Genomic DNA, 26,552 nt, shown 5'->3' on the forward strand with positions numbered 1-26,552 from the left:
CGTACACCTGGCATACAGTCAAGGTCCCGACATTGCGGGAGTCTTAAGCGGAGTCGGGGACGCCGGTCGCACCTAGCATCCGATACTGACTCGCCAACTCGGCGAGTGCATCGTCGTGGCGACCGTCTGCGCCGAATTCGCACGGGTAGCGAATTCTCGTCGGCGCTCCATCTACACAGTTCAAACGCTTTGGGCCTCGGCCCGGCGTTGTCGACCACCGCATTCACGTTGGTGAACGGGTCGCGTCGTCATGATGGTGGGGTCAGCACATGCGAGGAGCGCACATGCTACCATCGTCGCGCCACCCTGACCAGTCCTTTTCCTCGAGGTACCCCGATATGCCCAACCTGTGGGTCGATGCCGACGCCTGCCCCCGAATCGCCCGCGAGATCATCGTGCGTGCCGCCGAACGGACCGCCATAACGACCACCTTCGTGGCGAATCATCAAGTCCCCCTCCCCCCATCGAAATGGGTCAAGGGGTTGACGGTGAGTCACGGCTTCGATGCGGCCGACGACGAAATCGTCGACCGTCTCGCCGAGAAGGATCTGGTCATCACCTCCGACCTGCCCCTGGCCATGGCCGCCATCGAGCGCGGCGCCAGCGTCATGACCAGCCGGGGAGAAGCCCTGGACAAGAGCAACATTCGCGCCAGGGTCCAGATGCGGGACTTCATGGAGACCCTGAGAGCCAGTGGTGAACACACCGGCGGTCCCAAGGGTTACTCGGACGTGGACCGGCGTGAATTCGCCAACGCGCTGGATCGTTGGCTGGCGCGTAACGCGACCTGAGAACGCGGCTATGCCGTTGGAAGAGACAAGGCTTCAGCCGCGCTGACGTATTCCCTTCCCCGGTAGGCGCTCGCGATCGTGAGGGCGTTCGAGATCCAGCAGCGGGCCGGCAGGGACAATGCGCGTCGGGTTGATGTTGCCGTGGCTGACGTAATAATGGCGCTTGATGTGATCGAAGCTCACCGTCTCGGCAACACCCGGCCACTGGTAGAGTTCGCGCAGATAATGGGAGAGGTTCGGATAGTCTTCCAGGCGGCGCAGGTTGCACTTGAAGTGTCCATGGTAGACCGCATCGAAGCGCACCAGGGTAGTGAACAGTCGAATGTCCGCCTCGGTCAGCCATTCGCCGGCCAGGTAGCGCTGTTCGGCAAGACGCGCCTCAAGACGATCCAGCGACTGGAAAAGCGCGCTGACGTGCTTCTCGTAGACCGGCTGTTCGGTGGCGAATCCCGCCTTGTAGACCCCGTTGTTGACGTGATCGTAGACATCGGCGTTGACGGCATCGATGGTCTCGCGCAGATCCTCGGGATAGAGGTCCAGACGGTTGCCGGAGAGACCGTCGAAGGCCCCATTGAACATGCGCACCAGCTCCGCCGACTCATTGTTGACGATGCGCCCCTCACGCTTGTCCCACAGCGCCGGCACGGTCACGCGGCCTGTATACCGGGAGTCGGTCAAGGTATAGAGCTGATGATGGAATTCGACATCGTTTAGAGGGTCGCCGCTCGAGCCCTCGTCGCGATCATAGCTCCAGCCCTGATCCAGCATCAGCGGGCTGGTCACGGATACGTCGATCAGCGACGTCAAACCCTTGAGGCGACGCATGATCAGGGTGCGATGCGCCCAGGGGCACGCCAGCGAGACATACAGATGGTAGCGCCCTGCCTCGGCGGGCAAGCCGGGTTGCCCATCCGGCCCCGGGCTGCCATCAGCCGTCACCCAGTCGCGCAGCTTGGCGGATTCGCGGACGAATTCCCCACCATGCCGCTCGGTGTCGTACCACTGGTCATGCCAGCGTCCCTCGATCAGCAGGCCCATGTCGCCACTCCTCTCTCACAGCCAATTTGATCTCAGCTTAAGCCGAAATTATTGATGCTCAAGCGCAGTTTTTGGCGACATTCATTCGATTTTATCAACTCTTCGAGCATCGGGGCAGACCGCCACTTCATCACGCAAATGCTGCGCCATGGCATGGGTCGCCGGGCCGGCGCGGTCACGATCGCGATGGATCAACTGCATGGGCGCTTCCCGTATACCGCCAGCCGACAGCGGCAATGGCTTTAGCCGGCCACTCGCCAATGAGGCCTCGATCAGCGTCTCCGGTACCCAGGCGAATCCCAGGTTACGCTCGAGCATGTCAATGGAGGTACTGAGATGGCTGACCGTCCAGCGCTGCTCGGCTTTCAACCAGCCCGCATCCAGCGACTGGCGCTGCGCCGAGTCCCTCACCACCAGTTGACGGTGCTGCTCAAGGTCACGAAGGTCCAGGACGCGATCCAGCTTGTGCAGAGGATGCTCGGGATGCGCCACGGCGATGAAGCGCACCGACACCAAGGGTTCCCCGAGGAACCCCTGGGCGGCGAGTCCCGAGACGACCAGATCGGCGGAGCCGTCATACAACATTTCGACCCCGCCATTGAGCACCGACTCGTGAAGCTGCACCCGCACATGCGGATAGTCGCGAGAAAAGGCTTCCATGGCGCGTGCCAGAACATCGGGAGGAAAGATCTGATCGACACTCAGCACGATCTCGGCTTCCAGCCCTTCGCCAAGCCGTTCGGCGACATCCTCCAGGGCCTCGGCCCCTTCCAGGAGCTGACGGGCACGCCGCAACAACAGCTCACCCGCCTCGGTCAGGCGCACCTGCCGCCCCACCGGCTCGAGCACCTCGACACCCAACTGCTCCTCCAGCTTGTGAACCGCATGGTTGAGCGTGGAAGGACTCTTGTGAATGGCCTCGGCGGCACGGGCGAAGCCCCCATGATCGACCACCGCGGCAAGCATCTGCCATTGCGCAAGCGTGACACGCGACATTTTCGATTCCCTCGAATGCTAACTCCAAAACTATGCGCTTAATTTTCGAAAATATCGGCCTAAAATGCTAGTCATTACCTCCATTACTCAGGAGATGCCTTCATGAACACTCCCATTCCACGCCACGTAACCCGCCGCCAACGCAGTCAGCCCAGCCGTGACGGTGATGGCGTCGACATCCTGCGCCTGCACGATTTCGGTGGCGGCCTCGATCCCTTCCTGATGCTCGACGAACTCATCGCCGCACCAGGAGACGATGCCATCGGCGGCTTTCCGCCCCATCCGCATCGCGGCATCCAGACACTCACCTATGTGGTGCATGGTGGCCTGCGTCATGAGGATCACCTCGGCCATCACAGCAGCATCGGCGCCGGCGACGCTCAGTGGATGCATACCGGGCACGGCATCATCCATGGCGAAACGCCTTTCACCGACGCCGAAGGGCTACATGCCTTCCAGCTGTGGATCAATCTGCCGGCCCGCGACAAGCTGAGCGAACCCACCTATCGCGATGTGCGCGCCGAGGACATGCCACGTCTCACGGCGCCTGGTGCAGAACTGATCGCCCTGGGCGGCACCTGGCAAACCACGGATGGCCAGACTATTGAAGGGCCTCTGGATGCCCTGGCCGGCCAGAGTGCGGTGGCCCTTCTCCACCTTGATGCAGGCTCGTCCCTGTCGCTGTTGTGCCACGCCACCCGGTTACTGGTATTCGTCTTCGACGGCAGCCTGACGGCCAACAGCGACAATCTGACGCATGGCGAACTGGCCAGCTTCGGCGAGGGCGATACTCTGGAACTGTACGGGACCGAAAACGCCCGGATCCTGCTGCTTTCCGGCGAGCCTCACCATGAGCCGATCGCCCATCACGGTCCTTTCGTCATGAATCACCAACACGAGCTGGAGCAGGCCATGCGGGATTATCGCGATGGTACCCTGGCGGTTTCCCCGGCCGAGAAAGGGCTTGCCAAGGGTCGTTGAGGCATGGCATCGTCGCTCTTAACAAACAGCGTTCGATTTGATTTGTGCTGCTCGCCCCGCCAGGTAACGGGGCGAAACGGCGGCTTACTGTATGAATATATAGTCTAGGCACTCCCGGTTTCATGGGTTATGGTTCTCATGCCTATTTATATGTCATTTACGTTTATTCATTCAGTCACGACGGCCCAAATTCATGATGCGAATCCTCCATTCGCTGCCCCGCACGCACAAGTTACTATTGTTACCCGTTGCCACCATGGTTACCGTGCTGGGCGCTCACAAGATCGTCTCCACCCTGGAAGACACCCGATACGAGCATGACACGGCACAGAACGCCACTCTGCTCGTCCCTCTCGAACCCAACTCCAGTCCTGGCGTCCCTTCCCTGACCCTGGATCGCACTCCCGTTTCCAAGGCGATTGATGTCGCCTCGCGCGCCGTGGATGCCACACGCGAACATGTGCCGCTCTCGCAGTTGACCGCCGGTGAAGTCGTCGACATCGACTTCATCAACGCCGCCCAGGCCGGCCGCGATAGCATCGCCTCGCTGAGCGATACGCCCGAAAGCGAGGCGGCGCCGCAAATCGATGAGGGTGCTCGCCACATTGCCGTCGTGCTCGGTACGGTGGCCAGCGGTATGCTGGCGTCGGACAAGCGCCTGCTGGCTGACGCCACCTCCTATGAAGACGTCAGCGAGGCCGAACTCGAGCTATTTGATGAAGGCCCGATCATCCTCGAGGAAGAAATCGCCGCCAACGAGCCTTTCGTGCCCGAATGGCAGACCTATACCGTACAATCCGGCGATACCTTCACGGTCCTGGCACAGGACCGTTTCGGTATGGGCTACAGCGAGGTCACGGCCCTGCTGGACAAGATGCCTGAACCCAAGCTGCTGACCCGATGGAATGTCGGCACTCGCTTCGATTATCAGCTCGATGCCGAGGGCAAGCTCTCCGCACTGCGCATCATGAGCAACCCGCGCGACGGGTATCTGGTCAAGCGTGAGGATGGCAGCACCGAAGTATCAACCATCGAACGCGCCGGAGAGTCGACCCAGCGCATGTTCGCCGGCACCATCAGTGGCAGCTTCGCCCGCTCGGCACAGGCCACCGGCCTGACCAGCGCCGAGGTGAGCGAACTCTCCCGAGTGCTGGAAAAGAAACTCGACTTTCGCCGCGACACACGTCGCGGCGATCATTTCGAGGTCCTCGTGGAATCCGACATCATCGACGGTCAGAGCCTCGACCCACGCATCCAGGCCGTCAGATACGATGGCTCGCGCATGGATCTCACCCTGATCCGCAATCCTCAGGACAACAACTTCTATACTCCGGAGGGTGAAAGCCTCGATCCCTCGTTCAATCGCTACCCGTTCGAAGGCCATTACCGAATCAGCTCGCCCTTCAATCCGCGCCGCCATCATCCGGTGACCGGCCGTATCAGCCCCCACAAGGGCACCGACTTCGCCATGCCGACCGGCACGGCAGTGAAGGCGCCGGCCAACGGCCGCGTCGAAAAGGTCGGCAATCACCCGGCGGCGGGACGATACATCGTCATTCGCCACGACAACGGCTACAAGACGCGTTACCTACATCTCTCGAAGCCGCTGGTCAGCCGTGGAGACCATGTCACCATGGGCGAACGCATCGCCCTGTCCGGCAATACCGGGCGCAGCACGGGGCCTCACCTGCACTACGAAGTGCTGGTCGACAACAACCAGGTCAATGCCATGAAGGTCGCCCTGCCTGAAGGTGGCAGCCTGAGCGGCAAGGCCCTGGCCAGTTTCAAGCAACAGACCGGGCCGGTACTTGCGGCCCTGGATAGCGGCCAGACCGGAACGGTCGTGGCCAGCACACAAGCCAAGGACAAAGACGACGACGAAGGCTGACGCGCATCGCTTCGCAAGGCCTATGAGCTCGCCGCCCCACCTTCTTCACGGTGGGGCGGTGTCGTTTCCGAGGCAACAATGTTTTCCGAGGCAACAATGTTTTCCGAGGCAACAATGTCACCCAGTTCCGCCAGCCGCCGCTCGAGAAAGGCACGCTCGGGAAGTTGCTCGCTGAGACTCAACGCCTGTCGATAGGCAACCCGGGCACGCTCGTTGTCGCCAAGCCGGCAGCACAGATCGGCGCGCGCCGCATACGCCAGCCGATAATCGACCAGTTCCCCACGAGCCAGTAACGCGTCGACCAGGGCCAGCCCCGCTTCGGGACCATCGCGCATGGCCACGGCCACGGCCCGGTTGAGCTCGATGATCGGCGATGGCGAGGCCTGAACCAACACATCGTAAAGCCCGGTAATACGCGACCAATCGGTCTGTTCGACGCTGGCCGCCTCGGCATGGAGCGCCACAATCGCGGCCTGAAGGGTATAGGCTCCGACTTCCCCGGATGCAAAGGCACGCCCGAGCAGTGTCCGCCCCTCGGCAATCATGGTGCGGTTCCAGAGGCCTCTATCCTGATCGCGGAGCAGTATCGGCTCACCCGCCACATCGGTCCGCGACACACGACGCGCTTCGTGCAACAGCATCAACGCCAGCAGCCCCATGACTTCCGGGTCCGGCAGCAAGTCCAGCAACAGGCGGCCCAGCCGTATGCCCTCTTCGGCCAGCTCGCCTCGCGTCATCCGCTCGCCCACCGAGGCGACATAGCCTTCGTTGAACACCAGATAGATCACGCTAAGCACGCTTTCCAGACGTTCCGACAACTCAGTGGCCTCGGGCACCTGATAGGGAATGCCGGCATCGCGGATCTTGGCCTTGGCCCGCACGATTCGCTGCGCCACGGTAGTGGGTCGGGTCAGGAAGGCATGGGCAATCTGCTCGGTGGTCAGGCCGCATATCTCGCGCAGGGTGAGCGCTACCTGCGCGGACGCGGGCAAGGCAGGATGGCAACAGGTGAAGATCAACCGCAGCCGGTCGTCCTCCACGGCTTCGATATCGGCGGGATCTCCCATACCTCGCGGGGCTTCATCGAGCCGTTCGGCAAGCGCTCCCTGTGACGCATCGAAGCGGGCCCGCCGTCGCAATCGGTCGATGGCCTTGAAACGTCCTGCCGACACCAGCCAGGCGCGAGGCTTGTCGGGAACACCCTCACGCGGCCACTGGTCCACCGCCGCCATGAAGGCATCGTGCAATGCCTCCTCGGCGAGATCGAAATCCCCCAGGTAGCGAATCAGGGTCGCCAGCACGCGACGCGACTCGTCGCGGTAGATGCGCTCGACCAGAGCGTGTACCCGGGCACTCATGTCCGCCATCTTCCAGGCGCTTCAATCGGTCGCCAACGCCCATGACCACTTCGTTGCATGCTCTTCTCCCACGCATCTCGGAAACGCTTTGGCATGGCGCCATCAGTGCGCGGGAAACGGCGATCGCCAGGCATCCAGCGCATTCAACTGGTCATGCCAACGTTGTACATCGGGAAACTCTTCCAGCGGAAGCCTTGCCTGATCAGCGTAGGGGAGCGTCACCGCCACGGCAAAGTCCGCCACGCTGAGCGTCTCTCCCACCAGATACGTACGTCCCTGCAAATGCGCATCGAGAACGGCCGCATGGCGCCTGAAGTCCGCCAGGGCCGACTCGACCGCCGTTTCATCCGCTTCTCCCAGGCTAAACCGTGGCTTGATCACGTACTCGAAGTACAGGGCGCCACTGCAAGCGGTGAAGTGCTCGGCATTCCAGCCGAACCAGCGCACGATATCGATCTGACGCGCCGTATCCCGGGGCCACAGAGACGTACCCGCCTTGTCGGCCAGATAGCACATGATGGCATTGGATTCCCACAGGACGCGCTCCCCGTCGACGAGCGTCGGCACCTTGGCATTGGGATTGAGCTTCCGGTAATCAGGTGTCAGGTGCTCGCCCTTGCCCAGGTCGAGGTAGACATATTCGATAGGCGACTCGAGCAAGCGCGCCACCGCACAGACCGAGCGAGGCTTGAGGACATCGGCGTAATAGAGTTGCATGCAACCTCCCGTCGAGATGGCCCGTCACGCGGGCACGCATATGCTGACATCGCGACTTTCTTTTTTTCAGTCAGCCGCCTCGCAATTGATCATCCAGGGCGTGCCGAAGCGATCAACCAACATGCCGAAGCGTATGGCCCAGTGGGTCTATTGTAGCGGCATCTCGACCTGGCCGCCGGCCGAGAGAACGCTGAACAAGCGCTCGGCCTCCTCGATTTCCTCAACGTGCGCGGCAACCGAGAACCCCTGCGGCGTCTTCATGTAAGCCGGGGGACAATCCGAGCCCATCAGCATCCAGCCATCCGCCACCAATCGCGCATGCATGATCTTGTCGGGATCCAGGGTCATCTCGCCATCGCACTGCGGGCCATTGCCATAACGCTCCATCGCCTCGATGCGACCACCGAAGCACTCCGCATAAAAGGTCATGGCGGCCTCACAGTCGCCGTCGAACATCAGATAGGGATTCATGTGCATATCATGCCCTCCTCATCCACGCTCGCCGGCGGCCGAGCGTGCCGGCACTTCCAGCTCGCGCACCGGACGCACCTCGATGCTGCCCACCCGGGCCGCCGGAATGCCGGCCGCAATGGTCAGTGCCTCGTTCAGGTCCCGCGCCTCTACCATGTAGAAACCAGCAAGCTGCTCTTTGGTCTCGGCGAAGGGGCCATCGGTGATGGTCGTCTTGCCGGTGCGCACCCTGACGGTGGTCGCGGTCTGCACCGGAGCCAGAGCCTCGCCGGCGACCAAACGACCACTTTCCTGGACGCTCTCGGCATAGGCCAGGCACTCCTCGTCCCGCGGACTCTCCGGCAAGCTGTGCAGGAGCTCTTCATCGCTGTAGACCAGACACAGATACTTCATGATGCTCTCTCCTTTCTTGTGGTCGTTCAGCCTTGAGTCGTCTGGCGGGACCCGGATTCGACAGATGTCACGACGAGCTTCGAGCTTCGAGCTTCGAGCTTCGAGCTTCGAGCTTCGAGCTTCGAGCTGCATTCTGGCTCGTATTTCATGTAGACGACCAAGGAAACGCTGCATAAATTGGCGAGCGTAGTGAATCGCAAGGCGCACGGAGCACAGAAAGCAAGACATAACAGTCAGTTAGGCGAGCTTTCGAGCACCGCGCAACACAGCGATTTGCACGCGTAGACATTTAAGCAGTGTTTCCCTAACGCATGCCCCGGAAAGTATCGACCACATGCCCGGCCAGCACATCCGTGGCCTCTCCGGCGAGCCCGGAGCGCAACAACAGCACACGATAATCGCCCAGCGGCGGTAGTCCCGCATCATCGCCGAGAATGCTCAACGGTGTGCGCACCAGGTTTCGTGGCAAGGGCGCCACAGCCAAATCCGCCAGCAACGCCGCCTCCTGACCGGAGCAGTTCTCGCTGATATAGGCGATGCGATACGCCAGGCCGGCATCGTCCAGTGCCGACAAGGCCATGCGTCGCCAGGCACAGCCGTGATTGGCCATCGCCAGCGGTAATGGCGAACGCTCCAGCGCTACGCCACCTTCACGCCCCGCCCAGACCAGCGGTTCGGTATGCACGACCTCGCCGCGATCGGCGGGAAAGCCTTCATTGCCTGCCGTGGCCAGCACCAGGTCGAGCTCACCCTTGTCCAGACGTTCCAGCAGCTCGATGCTGCGACCGACCATGACATCCACCTGTACGGCGGGATGCGAACGCGCGAACTGCGACAGTACCCGGGGCAGAATCCGTGAACCCACGTCATCGGGCGTTCCGAAGCGCACCGTGCCTTCCAGAGACGGCGCCAGGAACTGCGTCACCGCTTCCTCGTTGAGTCGCAGCAGCCGGCGGCTGTAGCCCAGCAGCATCTCGCCCTCGGGAGTCAACCGCACCTGACGCGCCTCCCGCACGAACAGGGACTGACCCAGCGTCTCCTCGAGGCGCTTGATCTGCATGCTTAGCGCGGATGGCGTACGAAAGACATGATTGGCCGCCCGCGTGAAACTGCCGCTCTCGGCAATGGCAACGAAGGAACGCAGCACGTCGGTATCGAGCAGCGGCAAGGCCGTGGGACGCGAGACAGCGGGAGCGGTGTCCATGACATATCACCTTTCAGAATTTCTGAATCGTGAATGTAGACCTTTTCACTGGATTGAACAAACCCCAGGCACCATCCTGAGCACCGAGGTCGCGACCCCTGGAATCTTTCCATCGGCCCATCCCCCGCACAGGGGACATACGCGAGAGGTGCTCTCATGAATGCTTTCAACACACCGCATCCGACGCCGCAATGCCGCGACGCACGTCATGCACCCGACATCGAGGTGCCACCGCATGCCGAAGGCGGCGAGCGGCCGCACAACCAGCTACCAACGTTCTACATGCCGGCCATGCCACCACTGGGATTGATCAACGCTCTGGAAGGCTGGATCGTCAATCGGGCCCGTCAATGGCGACGTCGCCGCGAATTCCGTCGTCAGGTCGCCAATCTACTGGCTCAAGATGACCGGATACTGGCCGATCTCGGCCTCAAACGTGACGAGATCGAGCGAATCTCGCGCATGCCGCCCGAAGAAGATGCCTGCCAAGCACTGCTTGAACGCCGGGTGGACCACCGCCCCGACTCGGCATGAAGAAGAAGGAGCACGCAGGGCCGACACCCCCGTCGGTCCTGCGTTGTCTTGTCGCCTTGGGTGTCAGACAGCTAGCCCGGTACTCTCCCGCACCACCAGTTCGAAGGGCATGATGCGATGCTGGTCCGCTGCGTCATCCCGGTCATCGATGATGTCGAGCAGCAGGGATACGGCCTCGTGGCCGAAATCCTCGGCGGGCTGGGCGATGGTCGTCAGGGAAGGGGCGCAGTAGGAAGCGAAGGCGATGTCGTCGAATCCTGCCACCGAGATATCCTCGGGCACACGCAGTCCCGCCTCCTTGATGCGTCGCATCGCGCCCATGGCCATTTCATCGTTCTCGCAGAAAATCGCCGTGGGCGGGTCGGTGCGAGCCAGCAGGTCACCGGCCGCCCGATGCCCCGAAGGCGGCGTGAAATCGCCGGGGCACCATAGGCTTTTATCCGGCGTCAGGCCGGCGGCCGCCAGAGCATCCTGGAAGCCCAGCAGACGATCCCGAGTCAAGGGGCTGTTGCGCGGTCCCTTGATCATGCCGATACGATGGTGCCCCAACGACAGCAGATGCTCGGTCACCGCCCGGGCAGCGGCACGGTTGTCGAGTTTGACGGTGGGGCACGGTGCCTCATCGAGCACCTCGCAGACATTGACCATCGGCGGTCGCTCCTGGCCATTCAGTGTCGTGAAGGGATCGTAGGCGCGCAGCTGGATGAGGCCATCGGCCTGACGGGTCGACACCATGCCGGCATAGGCCCGCTCGGTGCGTTCGTCGCCGAGGGTATTGCACAACAGGATGCCGTACCCCCTGCGTTGGGCCGCTTCCTGGATGCCACCGATCACCCGAGCGAAGAAGGTATTGGCGATGGTCGGCACCAGGACCACCAGGTTGCGTGTCCGTTGGGAGCGAAACTGCACCGCCATCATGTTCGGCCGATAACCGGCCTTCTCGACAGCGGCCAGCACCCTGTCGCGCGTTTCCGGCGACACGATGTCGGGCGTTTTCAGGGTACGCGACACCGTCGCCACCGAGACATCGGCCAGTTCGGCCACCTTGCGAATGTTGGTCATGCCGGGTTGTGATCCTCCTCGATCTCGTCGCACGCCTCGGCGTCGCCACAAGGGCCCAGTCTACTGCATCGCCGCATCGTGCTCATCGCCCGATTACCGTCCGCCTCTGCGACCTAGGTCGCATTGCTCCCGGACGTTTGGCTGACTAGCTTGCAATGTAATGTAACCGGTTACATAAACACAACGAACAACTCAAGACGAGTCAGGGAAACACAGCATAAATCAGCAAGCATCGTGCAGCCCCTGGTGCACGGCGCGCATCCCCGTGGAGGACAAATGACGACGGCAAAACGACGCGTGCGAATGGGCATGATCGGTGGCGGTGAAGGCGCCTTCATCGGCCAGGTCCATCGCCTGGCCGCCGCCCTGGATGGCGAACTGGAGCTGGTCTGCGCCAGCTTCAGCCGCGACCCGGACAACAACGCCCGCACCGGCGAGGCCTGTGGCCTGCCGGAACGACGCCTTTACCCGGACTGGCAGTCGCTGATCGACGGCGAACGCCAGCTTGCCGACGACGAGCGCATGGACGTGCTGGTCGTGGTCACGCCCAATCACCTGCACGTGCCTATCAGCCAGGCGGCGCTCGAGGCGGGCTTCCATGTCTTCTGCGAGAAGCCGGCGGCGACCACCCTGGCCGACGCACAACGACTCGCCACCACGCTCGACGCTGGCGACTGCCTCTACGGCCTCGCCCACACCTACCTCGGCTACCCCATGGTCTGGCAGGCGCGCCGCCTGGTGCGCGATGGCGAGCTCGGCCGCCTGCGCAAGATTCACGTCGAATATCCCCAGGGCTGGCTCGGCACCCGCCTCGAGGCCACCGGCAACAAGCAGGCCGGCTGGCGCACCGACCCCGATATCGCCGGGGCCAGCGGTTGCATGGCGGATATCGGCACTCACGCCTTCGGCCTCGCCGAGTTCATCTCGGGCCACCATGTCACCGAGCTGTGCGCTTCTCTCGGCGTTCATAACGAACAGCGGCGCCTCGACGATGACGGCGACGCGCTGTTCCGCACGGCCGAGGGCGCCAGCGGCACCCTAACGGCCAGCCAGGTCTGCACCGGCGAGGAGAATGCCTTGAAGATCCGCCTGTATGGCGAGCGCGGTGCGCTGGAATGGCGGCAGATGGAGCCCAACACCCTGGTGCAGCGGCGCCTCGATGAACCCATGCGCGTGCTGCGTGCAGGCATCGACCAACCCGGCCTGGCACCGGAAACCCTGGAGCGCCTGCGCCTGCCCGGCGGCCATCCCGAAGGCTATCTGGAAGCCCTGGCCAACCTTTACCGCGACTTCGCCTGTGCCATTCGACGTGGTGAGCGCGGTGCCGCCGAGGGCGTGCCCGGCATGACCGAAGGCCTGCGTGGCATGGCCTTCATCGAGGCGCTGCTGAAAAGCCAGGCCAGCACCGCCAAGTGGACGCCGCTCGACGACCAGCCTCGCCAGGATGATGCGGAGACGACGACATGACGAATACGCACGACTCGAATTCACAAGACAGTGGCATCAAGGGACCGGCGATCTTTCTCGCCCAGTTTCTCGACGATCACTCGCCTTTCAACGATCTCGATTCGATCACCCGCTGGGCCGCCTCGCTGGGGTATCGCGGCGTGCAAATGCCGACCGTTGACCCGCGCCTGATCGACCTAGAACTCGCCGCCGAGAGCCAGGATTACTGTGACGAGCTGAACGGACGCTGCGCCGAGGCAGGCGTGGCGATCAGCGAGTTATCCACCCACCTCCAGGGGCAACTGGTGGCGGTGCACCCCGCCTTCGACGAACTGTTCGACGGCTTCGCCCCCGCGCACCTGCATGGCCGTCCCGATGCACGACGCCACTGGGCCGAGGAGCAGCTCAAGCTCGCCGCCCGCGCCAGTCGGCGCCTGGGGCTCACAGCGCACGGCACCTTCTCCGGCGCCCTGCTGTGGCCCTACTTCTATCCCTGGCCGCAGCGCCCGTCGGGGCTGATCGAGGAAGGCTTCGCCGAGCTGGCCCGTCGCTGGCGGCCGATCCTCGATGTCTTCGACGAACAGGGCGTCGACCTGTGCTTCGAGGTTCATCCGGGCGAGGACCTGCACGACGGCGCTACCTTCGAGCGTTTTCTCGACGCCGTGGACGACCACCCCAGGGCGAAGATCCTCTTCGACCCCAGCCACATGGTGCTGCAACAACTCGACTATCTGGGTTTCATCGATCGCTACCACGAACGGATCGGCATGTTCCACGTCAAGGATGCCGAATTCACGCCCAGCGCCCTCAGCGGTGTCTACGGCGGCTATCAGGGCTGGGTCGATCGCCCCGGTCGCTTCCGCTCGCTGGGCGATGGCCAGGTCGATTTCAAGGGCATCTTCTCGCGGCTCACCCAGTACGGCTACGACGGCTGGGCAGTGCTCGAATGGGAGTGCTGCCTCAAGGATGCCGCCCAGGGGGCCGCCGAGGGCGCTCCCTTCATCGCCCAGCACCTGATCCAGCGCGCCGACAAAGCCTTTGACGACTTCGCCGGCACCGACTCGGACCCCGGGCGCAACCGGCGTCTGCTGGGACTCGGCAACCCTAGCTAGCCACCAATACGACACAACAACGGAGCACGCCATGCTACGCACTCGGCTCGGCCTCATGATGTTTCTGCAGTTCTTCATCTGGGGTGGCTGGTTCGTCACCCTGGGCACCTTTCTTTCCCAGAACCTGGACGCCACCGGAGGCCAGATCGGCATGGCCTTCTCGACCCAGTCATGGGGGGCGATCATCGCTCCCTTCATCATCGGCCTGATCGCCGATCGTTACTTCAACGCCGAACGCATCCTCGCCATTTTGCACCTTGCCGGGGCCGCCTTGATGTTCGGCCTGTACCGCTCCCAGGATTTTGCGTCCTTCTATCCGCTGGTCCTGGTCTACATGATCCTCTACATGCCCACCCTGGCGCTGGTGAACTCGGTCTCCTTCCGCCAGATGCGCGACCCCTCGCAGGAGTTCGCCAAGATTCGGGTCTGGGGCACCATCGGCTGGATCCTGGCCGGCCTGGCGATCAGCTACCTGTTCTCCTGGGACGGCGCCGAGGCCATCGCCGGCGGTGCGCTGCGCAACACCTTCCTGATGTGCGCCATCGCCTCGCTGGTACTGGGCGTCTACTGCTTTACCCTGCCCGCCACGCCCCCCAAGGCGGATATCCGCAAGGGCGGCCTGAAAGAGATTCTCGGGCTCGATGCCCTGCAACTGCTCAAGGACCGCAACTACGCGATCTTCTTCATCGCCTCGGTGCTGATCTGCATTCCGCTGGCCTTCTACTATCAGAACGCCAACCCTTTCCTGGCGGAGATCGGCGTGGCCAACCCCACCGGCAAGATGACCCTGGGGCAGATCTCGGAAGTCCTGTTCATGCTGTTGTTGCCGGTGTTCATCCACCGCTTCGGTATCAAGATCACCCTGATCGTCGGCATGCTGGCCTGGGCGGTGCGCTATGCCCTCTTCGCCTTCGGTGATGCCGGTGAAGGCGTCTACATGCTGCTGATCGGCATTGCCCTGCACGGCGTCTGCTACGACTTCTTCTTCGTTTCGGGGCAGATCTACACCGATGCACGCGCCGGTGAACGCTTCCAGAGCGCGGCCCAGGGCATGATCACCCTGGCCACCTACGGCGTCGGTATGCTGATCGGCTTCTGGGTCGCCGGCCTGGTCACCGACCACTACGTCACCGCCGAGGGCCACGACTGGTACGGCATCTGGCTGTTCCCCGCCCTTTTCGCCCTCGCCGTCCTGTTGCTGTTCCTGGTGGCCTTCAAGGACAAGGACCGGGCCAGCGCGAGTTCCGAAACGAGCCGCACCTGAACCTGCCTGCGATCCGTTCGTCGACGCTATGCCCGGCGAACGGATCAACCTCCCTCAAAGCGCCTCGGATCTCAAGGCGCTATCAATCTCAAGGCGTTATCAATCTCAAGGCGCTGCCGATCTCAAAGCGTCACTGACCGATCCAGCGCCTCGATCAAGGCACCGTCGCGATCATAGATATCCGGCCGGAAGGCCAACTCTCCGTCGGGTTCAGGCTGCACGGTCCAGTAATGCAGCACGACCGGCACGTGACGCGCCAGCAGCACGTTGCGGGTCTTGCCATCGGCGATCAAGCGACGGACATTGGCCCGGGTGTCGGTATCGTCGAACAGCAACTGCGCCAGTTCGAGTACGCCTTCCACTCGGATGCAGCCAGAACTCAGTGCCCGTTGTGAGCGACTGAACAGCCCGCGCGATGGCGTATCGTGCAGGTAGACCATGTGATCGTTGGGGAAACGCACCACCAACTGCCCGAGGGGATTGTTCGGCCCGGCCTGCTGGCGCAGCATCACCCCGCCGGGATTCGACCAGTCGATGCTGTTCGGGTCCAGTTGTTTGCCCGAGGGGCTGAGTACCGAGAGGTTCTTGGTCGCCAGATACCCGGGATCGCGCCGCACCTTGGGCAGCACATCCTCGCGCATGATGGTCGGTGGCACCGTCCAGGTCGGATTAATGGTCAAATGGGTGATCTCGGAGCGCAGCGACGGCGTCCGTCGATAGGGTTGCCCCACCACGATTCTGGCCCGCCAGGTGTCGCCGTTGGGGCGGAAATAGCGCAGGTCATAGCCGGCGATGTCGACCAGCACGAAGGATTCCGGCAGCCCGTGCAACAGCCAGCGGGCACGTTCCATGTTGGCGCGAATCTGATCAATGCGACGATCGACGCTCATGTTCAGGGCCTCGAGCGTGCGCGGCCCCACCACGCCATCATCGGCCAGCAGGTGGTGACGCTGGAAGCGTCGCACGGCATCGACCAGGGCCTCGTCATAGACCCTCGGTTCCGGTGCCTGCAGTTCGACGGACGGATAGTAGCCCTCGTCGGCGGCCACCACCTGAGTATTGCCGATCGACGCCAGGCGCTCGCGCAATGCCGTTACGCCTTCGCCCGTGTCACCTGGGCGCAGCGGTTCCTCGACGCTCATCAGCGCCGGCCAGCCGCCCTGACGTTCGATCTCGCGGTAGTGGGCCAACCCCTCGCGCAACTGCTCATAGGGTTCATAGGGCGGACGTGCCAGGTCGATCGCCGCGGACACGTCACCGTCGTCCAACGCCCGCGAGATGGCGGCCAGGTCGAGCGAGGGCGGCTCGATGGACAGATCCCAGTCGTCATCGATGCGATGCGGATCGACCTTGCCACGCTGCAGGTGCATCAGGGCCGTCATCAGGGTACGACTGGCCTGCAATTCGAAGCGGGCCCGAGTCTCGTCATCGGTACCGTCCATGAGCGCCGTCCGGGCCGCTGCCTGGAGCTCGTCGGGCCGATAGTCGCTCGGTACGAGACCGTCCGCGTCCAGCGTCTTCAGAGACTCGACCAGGGCGTCCACGATCTCGGCATCCTGCCAGATCGGGTGATCACCCCGCACCGCATAGAGATTGCGCAGTCGAGAGGAGGCCTCGGCCAGTCGTTCCTCCAGCGCTTGGCCGCCCTTCGGTGAAGCCGGGGCATCCGACTGGGCCATGGCAGGGCCGCTCAGTGCCAGCCAGGCTCCGAGGATCCAAGCGCCTCGATGCAAACGTGTATACCGAACCTCGGTGGCGAACATGACGTGACCTCCCTGCGAATCGTCGACAAAATTGGCCATCCAGGCCAGTATCGTCATAATAATGCCAGACGGCGCACAATGGGAAAGCGTCGAAGGGAATACAAACTGGGCCCGGGACGATCTCCACAGATCGATACTGGTTCCAACTATCATCGACGGGAACTCGCGGGATGCCAAATTGCAAGCTTCGCCGATCGATCGGCCTCTTACTGATCGGCGCCTTGACGTTATTCACCTCCCCGCTACTGGCGGGGGACTTCATGGTCCGGGCCTTCACGCCCCAGCAACTCGATCAGCCTCCCCTGGCACAACAGTTGGCCCATATGGCGCCCCACGCCAATCCCGGCGTTCTCCATCTGGCCGCCCGAGCGCTCAACTGTGCCGACCCCGGGGCCGACCGCCTGGCAGTAATCGACTTCTCGCTGCCCTCCACCGAGCCCAGGCTGTGGGTTTTTGACCTGCGCCACGACCGCTTGATGTTCCGCGAACTGGTCTCGCATGGCCAGGGGTCCGGCGACAACATGGCCTCGGCCTTTTCCAATATTCCCGAGAGCCACCAATCCAGTATCGGGCTGTTTCGCACCCTCAACAGCTATGAAGGCAGCAACGGTTATTCCCTGCGCCTCAAGGGACTGGAACCGGGCGTCAACGACCTGGCTTACGAGCGCGCCATCGTGATGCACGGGGCCGACTACGTCAGTGAAGACTTCATCGAGAAGGCTGGCCGCCTGGGCCGCAGCCACGGCTGCCCTGCGGTACGCGAGGAAATCGCCGTACCGTTGATCAACAGCATCAAGGATCAGCAATACCTCTTTACTTACTATCCCGACCAGGAATGGCTCAGCCAGTCCACCTATCTGCGTTGCCCCGGCAACGATTCACGACTCGCCATGCAATGAGTCGAACGCCCCGCCTTCCGGCACCAAGGCGGGGCGTTGCCTCACTTTCTCGCACTGCCATGTATCGCCACATCCCTCTCCGATGGCTCATTCCACCCCATATTTCGTTATAGGCGACTGAATATAAACGCCATATAAAATCATGGCAGACCATGTGCTTGGTTAACACCAAAGAAATGGTGGACGTGGACCAGGCCCCTCGCGGTACGAGTGCGTCGAACCCGACCTTCAACGACGAAGGCCCGGCTCGTGTTGTTCGACAATCACTCGACGAGGCTCCCCATGGAAATCCGCAACAAGGCCAACAGGATTCGCCTGTTCACCCTCAAGACGCCGCAGATGCGCGCCTTCCACTTTTCGTGGTTCGCCTTTCACATCTGCTTTTTCGGCTGGTTCGGCATCGCCCCGCTGATGGCGGTGGTCCGCGATGACCTCGGCCTGACCAAGACCCAGATCGGCAACACCATCATCGCCTCGGTGGCCATCACCGTGATCGTGCGGCTGGCCATCGGCGTGCTCTGCGACCGCATCGGCCCGCGTCGCGCCTACACCTGGCTGCTGTGCCTGGGCTCGCTGCCGGTGATGAGCATCGCCCTGGCCGACAGCTTCGAGGCCTTCTTCCTCGCCAGGCTGGCCATCGGTGCCATCGGCGCTTCTTTCGTGATCACCCAGTATCACACCTCGATCATGTTCGCCCCCAATGTGGTCGGCACCGCCAATGCCACCTCGGCCGGCTGGGGCAACCTGGGCGGCGGCACCACCCAGATCCTGATGCCGCTGATCTTCTCCGGCCTTCTGATGCTCGGCGTCAACGAGGCGCTGGGCTGGCGCCTGGCCATGGTAGTGCCCGGCGTCGTGTTGTTCCTCTGCGGTATCGCCTACTACGTTTTTACCCAGGATGCTCCCGACGGCAATTTCGACGAGCTTCGCGCACGCGGCGAACTGCCGCCAGCCAGCGGCGAGAACGGCATGGGCCGCAGTTTCGCCGCTGCCGCCAAGGACATCCGCGTCTGGGCATTGTTCGTGGTCTACGCCGCCTGCTTCGGGGTCGAGCTGACCATCAACAACATCGCCGCCATCTATTACTTCGACAACTTCGACCTGACACTGGCCACTGCCGGCCTGATCGCCGGGCTGTTCGGCCTGATGAATCTCTTCGCCCGCACCCTGGGCGGCGTCTTCTCCGATCTGTTCGCCCGCAACGGCGGCCTCAAGGGTCGGGTTCGCTGGTTGTTCTTCGCCATGCTCTGCGAGGGCGTGGCCCTGATGTTCTTCTCGCAGATGCAGGTCCTGGCGCTGGCCATCGCCATCATGCTGGTGTTCAGCCTCTTCGTGCAGATGGCCGAGGGTGCCACCTTCGGCATCGTGCCCTTCGTCAACAAGAAGGCGCTCGGCGCCGTGGCCGGTATCGTCGGTGCGGGTGGCAACGCCGGGGCTGTGGCGGCCGGCTTTCTGTTTCGCTCCGAATCGCTCAGCTACCAGCAGGGGCTCTTCTACCTCGGCATCGCCGTGGTGATCGCCGCCCTCTGTACCCTGGTGGTGCGCTTCTCCCCCGAAATCGAGGCCGAGGAAACCGCTGCCTATCGCGACGCCGCCGGCGACAGCGGCTCCGGCGCCCTCTCGCTGCGCTGATAACGCCTTCCCCGGAAACGCCCGCGCTGCGACAACGCATCGGGGGCGTTTTATGCTTTCCAACCCCATGCGACGTCACCACTATCTGGGAAGCGCTGCACAAATCGTGCAGTGTTTCCCCTCACGTTGCAGAGCCACTCATATATGCCCATGCTGGAACCTGCAATACGGCGGCTTCTTGCCGTCTCTATCCAATGTGAAAGGAGCCTGAAATGACGATCGCCATCGGTGACCGCATCCCCGACATCACCCTCAAGACCAACGGCGAGCAAGGGCCGGAGGACATCTCCACCGGCGAGCTGTTCGCCGGCAAGCGCGTGGTGCTGTTCGCGGTGCCGGGCGCCTTCACCCCCGGCTGCTCCAACACGCACATGCCGGGTTTCGTGGTCAACGCCGACAAGCTGCTCGACAAGGTGGATGTCGTGGCCTGCATGGCCGTCAACGACGCCTTCGTGATGGATGCCTGGCAGAAGGACCAGAACGCCGAACACATCACCATGCTGGCCGATGGCAACGCCGAGTTCGCCCGCGCCCTGGGCCTGGAGATGGATGCCAGCGCGGGCGGCATGGGCACGCGCAGCAAGCGCTTTGCCCTGATCGCCAATAACGGCGTGGTGGAGTACCTCGGCGTCGACACCAAGGGCGTGGAGCAGAGCAGTGCCGAAACAGTGCTGGCACAGCTCTGAAAGAACATAGCAACATCATGATGGCCGACACTCGGCCACCAAGGAGATGACCATGAACGATGCCATGACCCTGCGCGGCAGTTGTCTGTGCGGCGCCGTGACGCTCTCCGTCGAAGCCGAACGCCAGAATGTCGCCGCCTGCCATTGCCAGATGTGCCGCACCTGGGGCGGTGGTCCCCTGCTGGCCATGGAGTCGGTGGGCCGCGCCACTCTCGAGGGCGAGGATCAAGTCAGCATCTATGCCTCATCCGACTGGGCGGAACGCGGTTTCTGCCGACACTGCGGTACCCACCTGTTCTACCGACTCAAGACCGGAGAACACTATGCCGTGCCGGTAGGCCTGGTCGACAGTGGAGAGGCCTGGACCTTCGACTCGCAGATCTTCATCGACGAGAAGCCGGCCTGGTACCACTTCGGCAACGCCACCCAGGATCTCACCGGCCAGCAGGTCTTCGAGGCCTTTCAGGCCGGCGAGGAGTAGCCCTGGCCATTCGAGCGGGAGACAACCTCCTCCCGCTCGTTCCCGCCTGTCATACCCGGCCCATTCCGCTCTTTTCCTCTTCGAACGACATGCAGGATCACACCACCTCTGCCATTTCACGGGGATCCCATGAACCTTCTCATCAATATCGATGTTCCCGACCTTGGCCCCGCCGTCGATTTCTATCGTGATGCTCTGGGCCTGACGCTCAACCGCTTTCTCGATGACGATGTCGCCGAACTAACCGGGGCCTCATCGAGGCTCTATCTGCTGCAGAATGCGGCCGATACTCCCTCCTCATCGCCGGGATCGACGCCCCGTCACTACAGGCGGCACTGGACACCGGTACACCTCGACTTCGTGGTGGAAGATCTGGATGCCGCGGCACGGCGCGCAGAACACGCCGGTGCCCAACGGGAGAGCGAATGTCGCGAATGGCGCGGGTCGCGCTGCATCAGCTTTTCCGACCCCTTCGGGCATGGCTTCTGTCTGATCGAGTTTACAAATGATACCTATGCCTGAGGCAGAGCCTCTCGTCCCATCATGATCGACGCGCCAATGCATGCGAGACTGTGGCACCGGACACACTCGACAGCCGACGATCATGACACCGAGACAATATACCGAAGACGACGAACCCAGGGTCGCAGCCCTCTGGCGGGCCAGCTTTCCCGACTACACGGGCTACAACACCCCCGAAGCCGTGCTCCGCGCCAAGCGCCTGGTGGACGACCACATCTATGTGATCGAGGACGATGGCGAGATCATCGCTACCTGCATGGCTGGTTATGACGGTCATCGTGGCTGGTTGTATTCGGTCGCGGTGGCAGATTCACGACAAGGAGAAGGCCTCGGCAGGCGCATGGTCGAGTTCGCCATCGAGCGATTGCGCGAACTCGGCTGCGTCAAGGTCAACCTGCAGATACGAGGTGGCAATGAGGAGGTGGCGGACTTCTACCGCCGCCTCGGCTTCGACACCGAGGACCGGATCAGCATGGGACTGATCCTCACCCCCTGACACAAAAACCCCCGACTTTTCCGGTCGGGGGTGGTGCGGTACATCGCAAGCGCATGCCAGGGCGTTACACCCCGATCTCGCCACCATCCTCCCGCTGAATGACGACCGTGGAGGCGCGAGGACGAACGGTCCCCTGCGTCTCGGCAGTGGCATCCTCCGTGGAAGGCCAGTTCCCCGGATGCTGGATGTTGATGAACATCGCCGTCTTGTCCGGCGTGAAGAAGATGCCCGTCACCTCGCAGCCATTGGGGCCGACGGCGAAGCGCTTGAGTTGCGCCTGGTCACCACCGCCGATCACGGCGGCGTCACCCTCGGCCTGGTTGACGTTCTGCGGCACCACCGCCAGCACCTGGTCGTTGGTGTAGTCCGCCACATTGTCGTAGCCGTTATCCGTCTCGATCCACAATATGCCCTGGCCATCACCGCGATCATCGTAGTGCAGGCCATCGGGGCTGGCGAACTGGTTAAGCTCGGTCAGGCCGGAGAAGTTGTCGGCATCGTTGACGGCAGCACCAAAAACGAACACGGCCCAGTCGAAATGGGACGCGTCGCTGCCTTCACGCCAGCGGATCACCTGACCGGCGCTGTTGTTGGCGCGCGGGTTGGGCCCATTGGTCGGCGCCGTGGCAAACCCTACCCCGAGCTCTTCAACATCGCTGCCATCGTTGGTGTAAGTCGCCGCGCTTCCTTCTTCGGTCCGCTGGGAGTTGTTGGTCAGGGTCATGTAGACATCGCCGGAGGCCGGGTCAACAGCGCCCCACTCCGGACGATCCATGGGCGTGGCGCCCATCATGTCGGCGGCATCGCAGGTATTGATGATGACACCGGCCAGATCGTTGGCCGCCAGGTTCAACGCCTGAGCCAAGGTACGGCCGTCCTGCGTCTGCGCATCCGGGGTCAGCGGCAACCACTCGCCGGAGCCGTCGGCATTGAAGCGGGCCACGTAAAGCGTGCCCTTGTCCATGTACTTGGCGCCGATCGCCAGGCGGTCATAGTTGGAACCCGGACGGTTGGCATCCGCCGGATCCCAGACGGCATCCGAGACAAACTTGTAGATGTACTCGTTGCGCGAGTCGTGCCCGGAATAGAACACCACCGGCTCGCCCTCGACCAGCTTGCCCGGCCAACAACCTTCGTGGCGGAAACGCCCCAGCGCCGTACGCTTGACGGCGCGCGCCCCGGTATAGGGATCGATCTCGACGATGTAACCGAAGGTACGCGGCTCATTGCGGTAGTCGTCGGTGGCCGAAGCGCCCGTCGGCGTGGCGTTGAAGCGAGTGAATTCATCGTCCACTTCACTGGCATCGCCGGCAGCAGTTTCCCAGCCGTAGCGGCCGCGCCCCTCGGAAATACCGATACGATTGTCATCCAATTCACGCCCGGCATCCTTGATGAAATAGCCCGGCCAGTTTTCCTCACAGGTCAAGTAAGTGCCCCAAGGCGTGTAGCCATTGGCACAGTTATTGTTGGTGCCACGGGTCATGGTGCCGTCAGGCGAGAACTTGGTCTTGACATAGTCGCTACCGGCCACCGGGCCACTCAGCTCCATCTCGGTGGCACTGGTGTAGCGGCGGTTATAGGACGAATTGGGCATGTGACGCCAGCGGCCATTTCCAGCCTTCTTCACCTCGACGATGGTGATACCGTGGGCATTGATCTCGGTGCGCACTTCATCGGCCGGGCGAGCCCCTTCCGCAGCATTGGTCGGACCTCCCTGCGGCGCCCAGAGCGCTCCCTGGTCGATGTACTCGTTGTTCATCACCAACAGGAAGTTACTGGAAGCATTGTTCTCGTCGAGGGCGAAATTGTGCATGCCGTCGTGGTGCATGCCAACACTGTTGGCCTGGATCTCCGGAGTGAAGCTCAGGTCTTCCCTCCATGACGGTGCCTGGCTGTTCAGCGGGGTCCCCCAGGGAATCAGTACCTGAGCGGTATAACCGGCCGGCACGGCCACGGCATCCGTCAATGAACCGCGAATGGCATCGAAGGCCAGCGACAGCGGTGTCTTCTCGGAACCGGGGGTGGAGGTGTCACCGTCGCTGGAATCACAGCCGGCCAGGCCGAACCCGCCCAGCACCGTCATGGCGGCCATGCCAAGCCCACCCTGCATGACACGCCGGCGTGAGACATGCTTCTCCAATACCGAGGAGAATGGCTCATTATCACTCGGGTTCAACAGGCGATGGTCCTCGATTTCCTTGCTCATTCCGGTCTCCTCATCGTCCTTTTTTTCGGTAAATTAGCGTGCGATTTAAGATTTTTAACAACAACTAATTTAATTCGGCGGAGATAGACTGATGGCGATAAATGACAAGAGAATGACGAAAAAATGGATGCTCCCTCAAGATTTCCCTCAAGCCGTTTGATTTCACAATACTGCAACAAAAAATCCGCAACATACGCCAGCTCAGGAAACGCAGGCATTCAAGCGATGTTTTCTGTTGGGCGTTTCCCCATAGGCCTGGTACGAAAAGCCGACGCACGAAGGTGGGTTTCGTACAGGCCTGACGCTGGCAACGGACAGACACGCCAAACCGCCACAGCGGAAAAGGCTTCGATTGATCACTACTATGACCGACTCTGCTCAGGAACACCGCACGCCCTCCCACCACCCGGCCCCGGCAGATACCGACTCCACACCACTAAGTGACCATGGCCGATTGCGACGGCGTTTCCTGGGATTCGGCGGGGTACTTGCCGCCACCGGATTGAGCGGTTGCGCCACGGGGTTCTCCCGGTCCGCGGCCGAGGCCCCCCGCCACGGACTGCCGGACCAGAGTGGCCCTACCCTGCTGCTCTATGCCGATGTGCTCGATGCCCATCAGCCGGAATATCCGGCCACGCCCGCGACCCGCCTCGGGCCGGCCGCCGCCCTTGGCCGGGCACCCTGGGCCACGGGCCGAAGTCTGGAAGCGTTATCAGGCGTTACCACCGAGGCCACGCGCACACTGACCGGCTCGCCACTCGGCCAGCGACCTATCGGCGGCAGCAGCGCCCTGGCGGCCACGCTCTGGGACTTGCGTCGCCGCCTCCCGGCGGACGGCACCCTGACACTGGAAAACGGACAATGCTGGAACGGCGGCGGCCTGGGTTATCTGACCCAGGGCGACTCGGGCGTCACCCTGAGCCAATGGCTGAACGCCGACGTACGGGTCAGCAGCGACGAGCGCTACCTCTGGCCGGAGCGCACCGCCAGCCTGTATCGCCGCTTCGCGCGACCGGTCGTCGGCTGCCTGGATGAAGGCCGCAACCCCGAAAGTCTGGTTGCCGACTTCGAGCTTTTCGAACGCGGCGGTGCACGGCTGGCCGTGGTCGGCGCCACCGACCCGCATGCCACGGATGAGCCACGCAAGCTCGACGACTGGTTCCACGCCATCCAGGCCGCCAGCCAGTCGGCCCGTGACCAGGCCGACCTGGTGATCATCCTGGCCGATACCGGTAGTGGCCCGGCCCGCTGGCTTGCCGAACGCCTCGATGCCGCCGACCTGATTGTCGCCGCCCGCGGCCAGGATTTCTGGCCGACCCTGGTCGAGGTGGAAAGACGCAGCGGCGACAGCGTGCCACTCTGCTTTCCCGGCAGCCGGGCGACCGGCGTCTTCCAGATCGCCTGCCATGCCCGGCACGGCCGATGGCGTTTCGAGTCCCGGTTCGTGCTCGCCGATCCGGCGCCACAAGACGTCGATGTCGCCGAGCGGCTTACCGAACATCAACACCAGTTACGCACCCTGCGCGCACCTTACCGCGACTGGCTGGATCGGCCCCTGGCCGTGGCGCCCGACTGGCTATGGCGACGCGACACCACCGGCGGCAGCTGGGACGCCCTGATCGTCGCGGCGCTGCGCGAGAGCGCCGGCGAACAGGCCATCGCCCTGGCGCCGGGCCTGCGCCACGACCGCCGAGTGGCCCCGGGCGAGACCATCACCCGCGATCATCTGCTGACCCTGAGTGGCGGGCATCCGGGCGCCGTCACGCGCCGGAACGCCGACAGCACCGCCCTGCACGGTCTGCTCGAACGGGCGGCCGACGCCTGTTTCGGCACGCCCATGCTGCTCGACACCAGCCAGGACCTGCCACGCCTGGCCGGCATCGGCTGGCGCTGCCGCTACAGCCGCGAGACCGGACAACGCGTCGCTCTGAAAGGCAGCACCCCGGGCACGGTGGTGACCTGGAATCCCGATATTGCGTCTCAGGCCGGGCCGCCACTCTGGCAGTTACTGGAGGATTACCTGTCGAGCACGGGCCTTGCCAGCCTGCCGCCACGGCCCGAGGCCGAGCTCAGTTTCGTCGAGGGTCATCCCGGCTGGCATCCCGAGGACCGGCCAAGCCAATGAGCGTCGTCACCGCTCAAGAGCGCTTCCGCCGGTGGGCCGGCGTGCTCGGCAACATGCTGCTGGCCTGGCTCGCCGCGCTGGTCATCGCCGACCTGGTCGCACTGAACCAGCCCGCGCCAGGCGTGCGGGGCCAGGGCGCGCCGCTCGCCTCGCCGGCACCGCTGCCCAACGTCGCCTCGCGGCTCTGGCAGGCCGACCGCCAGCCCGCCAGTGGGCTGAACGATACCCAACTGCCCCTGAGCCTCGTCGGCAGCTTCCGCGCCGCCCCGCTCAGCCGCAGCCTGGTGGTAGTGGCCACACCGAGTGGGCAGGTCGCCGTCCGCCCCGGCGACGCCATCATGGACGGCGTGAGGTTGGCGGGAATCGACGAACAGGGGCTGATCCTCGACAACGAAGGCCGTCGCGAACGCCTGCGCGCATCAGGCGACGACGACGCCACGATCATCGGCATCCGGCGCTTGAATGCGCCTTGATGCCCCATCCGGAG

General features: G+C 63.1%; 25 protein-coding genes. 15 read left to right on the top strand and 10 right to left on the bottom strand.

The features are described 5' to 3' along the window. Positions 1–338: 338 nt before the first annotated feature. Complete coding sequence (locus FZZ93_RS01815; RefSeq protein WP_149320836.1) at positions 339–791, top strand: YaiI/YqxD family protein; 453 nt, start codon at positions 339–341, stop codon at positions 789–791. A gap of 33 nt (positions 792–824) precedes the next feature. Here the strand turns inward: FZZ93_RS01815 and FZZ93_RS01820 are convergent, their stop codons facing one another. Together FZZ93_RS01820 and FZZ93_RS01825 are read right to left on the bottom strand one after the other, a co-directional pair. Next, positions 825–1,829: a glutathione S-transferase family protein gene (locus FZZ93_RS01820; RefSeq protein WP_149320616.1), complete on the bottom strand. Its 1,005-nt coding sequence runs from the start codon at positions 1,827–1,829 to the stop codon at positions 825–827. A gap of 81 nt (positions 1,830–1,910) precedes the next feature. After that, a complete protein-coding gene (locus tag FZZ93_RS01825) occupies positions 1,911–2,825 on the bottom strand; it encodes a LysR family transcriptional regulator (RefSeq protein ID WP_149320617.1) in 915 nt (304 codons plus the stop codon). A 102-nt stretch (positions 2,826–2,927) separates the two neighbouring features. Here FZZ93_RS01825 and FZZ93_RS01830 point away from each other — a divergent pair, with 102 nt between their 5' ends. Beyond that, positions 2,928–3,806 carry a pirin family protein gene (locus FZZ93_RS01830; protein ID WP_149320618.1) on the top strand — a complete coding sequence of 293 codons (879 nt, stop codon included), beginning with the start codon at positions 2,928–2,930 and terminating at the stop codon, positions 3,804–3,806. Between the two features lie 193 nt (positions 3,807–3,999). Next, entirely contained in the window at positions 4,000–5,694 is a 1,695-nt protein-coding gene (locus tag FZZ93_RS01835) for a peptidoglycan DD-metalloendopeptidase family protein (protein ID WP_149320619.1), read from the top strand. Between the two features lie 20 nt (positions 5,695–5,714). Here FZZ93_RS01835 and FZZ93_RS01840 read toward each other — a convergent pair whose 3' ends face one another. The 5 genes from FZZ93_RS01840 to FZZ93_RS01860 all read right to left on the bottom strand — a co-directional run bounded on the left by FZZ93_RS01840 (position 5,715) and on the right by FZZ93_RS01860 (position 9,837). Then, on the bottom strand, positions 5,715–7,052 hold the full coding sequence (locus FZZ93_RS01840; protein WP_223111751.1) for an RNA polymerase sigma factor: 1,338 nt from the start codon (positions 7,050–7,052) through the stop codon (positions 5,715–5,717). A gap of 102 nt (positions 7,053–7,154) precedes the next feature. Continuing rightward, positions 7,155–7,769: a glutathione S-transferase family protein gene (locus FZZ93_RS01845; protein WP_149320621.1), complete on the bottom strand. Its 615-nt coding sequence runs from the start codon at positions 7,767–7,769 to the stop codon at positions 7,155–7,157. Positions 7,770–7,916: 147 nt separating this feature from the next. Beyond that, positions 7,917–8,246, bottom strand: a complete 330-nt coding sequence (locus FZZ93_RS01850) for a VOC family protein (RefSeq protein ID WP_223111752.1) — start codon at positions 8,244–8,246, stop codon at positions 7,917–7,919. 12 nt (positions 8,247–8,258) lie between these two features. Beyond that, complete coding sequence (locus tag FZZ93_RS01855; RefSeq protein WP_149320622.1) at positions 8,259–8,633, bottom strand: YciI family protein; 375 nt, start codon at positions 8,631–8,633, stop codon at positions 8,259–8,261. 304 nt (positions 8,634–8,937) lie between these two features. Then, complete coding sequence (locus tag FZZ93_RS01860) at positions 8,938–9,837, bottom strand: LysR family transcriptional regulator (RefSeq protein WP_149320623.1); 900 nt, start codon at positions 9,835–9,837, stop codon at positions 8,938–8,940. A gap of 156 nt (positions 9,838–9,993) precedes the next feature. Between FZZ93_RS01860 and FZZ93_RS01865 the strand changes: the two genes are divergently transcribed. Further along, positions 9,994–10,371, top strand: coding sequence for a YjiS-like domain-containing protein (locus FZZ93_RS01865; RefSeq protein ID WP_149320624.1), 378 nt, complete (start codon positions 9,994–9,996; stop codon positions 10,369–10,371). A 63-nt stretch (positions 10,372–10,434) separates the two neighbouring features. On the opposite strand, the gene FZZ93_RS01870 is transcribed toward FZZ93_RS01865, so the two are convergent. Beyond that, positions 10,435–11,433, bottom strand: coding sequence for a LacI family DNA-binding transcriptional regulator (locus FZZ93_RS01870; protein WP_149320625.1), 999 nt, complete (start codon positions 11,431–11,433; stop codon positions 10,435–10,437). Positions 11,434–11,709: 276 nt separating this feature from the next. Between FZZ93_RS01870 and FZZ93_RS01875 the strand changes: the two genes are divergently transcribed. From FZZ93_RS01875 to FZZ93_RS01885, 3 genes are read left to right on the top strand one after another with little or no spacing between them, the layout of a single operon-like run. After that, positions 11,710–12,900, top strand: coding sequence for a Gfo/Idh/MocA family protein (locus FZZ93_RS01875; RefSeq protein ID WP_149320626.1), 1,191 nt, complete (start codon positions 11,710–11,712; stop codon positions 12,898–12,900). Continuing rightward, positions 12,897–13,991, top strand: a complete 1,095-nt coding sequence (locus FZZ93_RS01880; protein WP_149320627.1) for a sugar phosphate isomerase/epimerase family protein — start codon at positions 12,897–12,899, stop codon at positions 13,989–13,991. Before FZZ93_RS01875 ends, FZZ93_RS01880 begins: the two co-directional genes overlap by 4 nt. A gap of 31 nt (positions 13,992–14,022) precedes the next feature. Continuing rightward, positions 14,023–15,255 carry a nucleoside permease gene (locus FZZ93_RS01885; RefSeq protein WP_149320628.1) on the top strand — a complete coding sequence of 411 codons (1,233 nt, stop codon included), beginning with the start codon at positions 14,023–14,025 and terminating at the stop codon, positions 15,253–15,255. A 122-nt stretch (positions 15,256–15,377) separates the two neighbouring features. On the opposite strand, the gene FZZ93_RS01890 is transcribed toward FZZ93_RS01885, so the two are convergent. Then, on the bottom strand, positions 15,378–17,018 hold the full coding sequence (locus FZZ93_RS01890) for a L,D-transpeptidase family protein (protein WP_149320629.1): 1,641 nt from the start codon (positions 17,016–17,018) through the stop codon (positions 15,378–15,380). A gap of 170 nt (positions 17,019–17,188) precedes the next feature. On the opposite strand from FZZ93_RS01890, the gene FZZ93_RS01895 reads away from it, so the two are divergent. From FZZ93_RS01895 to FZZ93_RS01920, 6 genes are all read left to right on the top strand, one after another. Further along, positions 17,189–17,917, top strand: coding sequence for a murein L,D-transpeptidase catalytic domain family protein (locus tag FZZ93_RS01895; RefSeq protein ID WP_149320630.1), 729 nt, complete (start codon positions 17,189–17,191; stop codon positions 17,915–17,917). A gap of 282 nt (positions 17,918–18,199) precedes the next feature. Continuing rightward, positions 18,200–19,549, top strand: a complete 1,350-nt coding sequence (locus tag FZZ93_RS01900; protein WP_149320631.1) for an MFS transporter — start codon at positions 18,200–18,202, stop codon at positions 19,547–19,549. Between the two features lie 212 nt (positions 19,550–19,761). Beyond that, positions 19,762–20,235, top strand: a complete 474-nt coding sequence (locus tag FZZ93_RS01905; RefSeq protein WP_149320632.1) for a peroxiredoxin — start codon at positions 19,762–19,764, stop codon at positions 20,233–20,235. Between the two features lie 52 nt (positions 20,236–20,287). Next, entirely contained in the window at positions 20,288–20,716 is a 429-nt protein-coding gene (locus tag FZZ93_RS01910) for a GFA family protein (RefSeq protein WP_149320633.1), read from the top strand. Between the two features lie 129 nt (positions 20,717–20,845). After that, on the top strand, positions 20,846–21,238 hold the full coding sequence (locus FZZ93_RS01915) for a VOC family protein (protein WP_149320634.1): 393 nt from the start codon (positions 20,846–20,848) through the stop codon (positions 21,236–21,238). Between the two features lie 82 nt (positions 21,239–21,320). Continuing rightward, complete coding sequence (locus FZZ93_RS01920; RefSeq protein WP_149320635.1) at positions 21,321–21,734, top strand: GNAT family N-acetyltransferase; 414 nt, start codon at positions 21,321–21,323, stop codon at positions 21,732–21,734. Between the two features lie 64 nt (positions 21,735–21,798). Here the strand turns inward: FZZ93_RS01920 and FZZ93_RS01925 are convergent, their stop codons facing one another. Beyond that, on the bottom strand, positions 21,799–23,940 hold the full coding sequence (locus FZZ93_RS01925; protein WP_149320636.1) for a PhoX family protein: 2,142 nt from the start codon (positions 23,938–23,940) through the stop codon (positions 21,799–21,801). Positions 23,941–24,304: 364 nt separating this feature from the next. Between FZZ93_RS01925 and FZZ93_RS01930 the strand changes: the two genes are divergently transcribed. Both FZZ93_RS01930 and FZZ93_RS01935 read left to right on the top strand, forming a co-directional pair. Next, positions 24,305–26,065 carry a bifunctional UDP-sugar hydrolase/5'-nucleotidase gene (locus FZZ93_RS01930; RefSeq protein ID WP_149320637.1) on the top strand — a complete coding sequence of 587 codons (1,761 nt, stop codon included), beginning with the start codon at positions 24,305–24,307 and terminating at the stop codon, positions 26,063–26,065. Beyond that, positions 26,062–26,538, top strand: a complete 477-nt coding sequence (locus tag FZZ93_RS01935; protein WP_149320638.1) for a type II secretion system protein N — start codon at positions 26,062–26,064, stop codon at positions 26,536–26,538. Before FZZ93_RS01930 ends, FZZ93_RS01935 begins: the two co-directional genes overlap by 4 nt. Positions 26,539–26,552: the final 14 nt, after the last annotated feature.

The organism is Halomonas eurihalina (assembly GCF_008274785.1).
Lineage (GTDB): Bacteria > Pseudomonadota > Gammaproteobacteria > Pseudomonadales > Halomonadaceae > Halomonas > Halomonas eurihalina.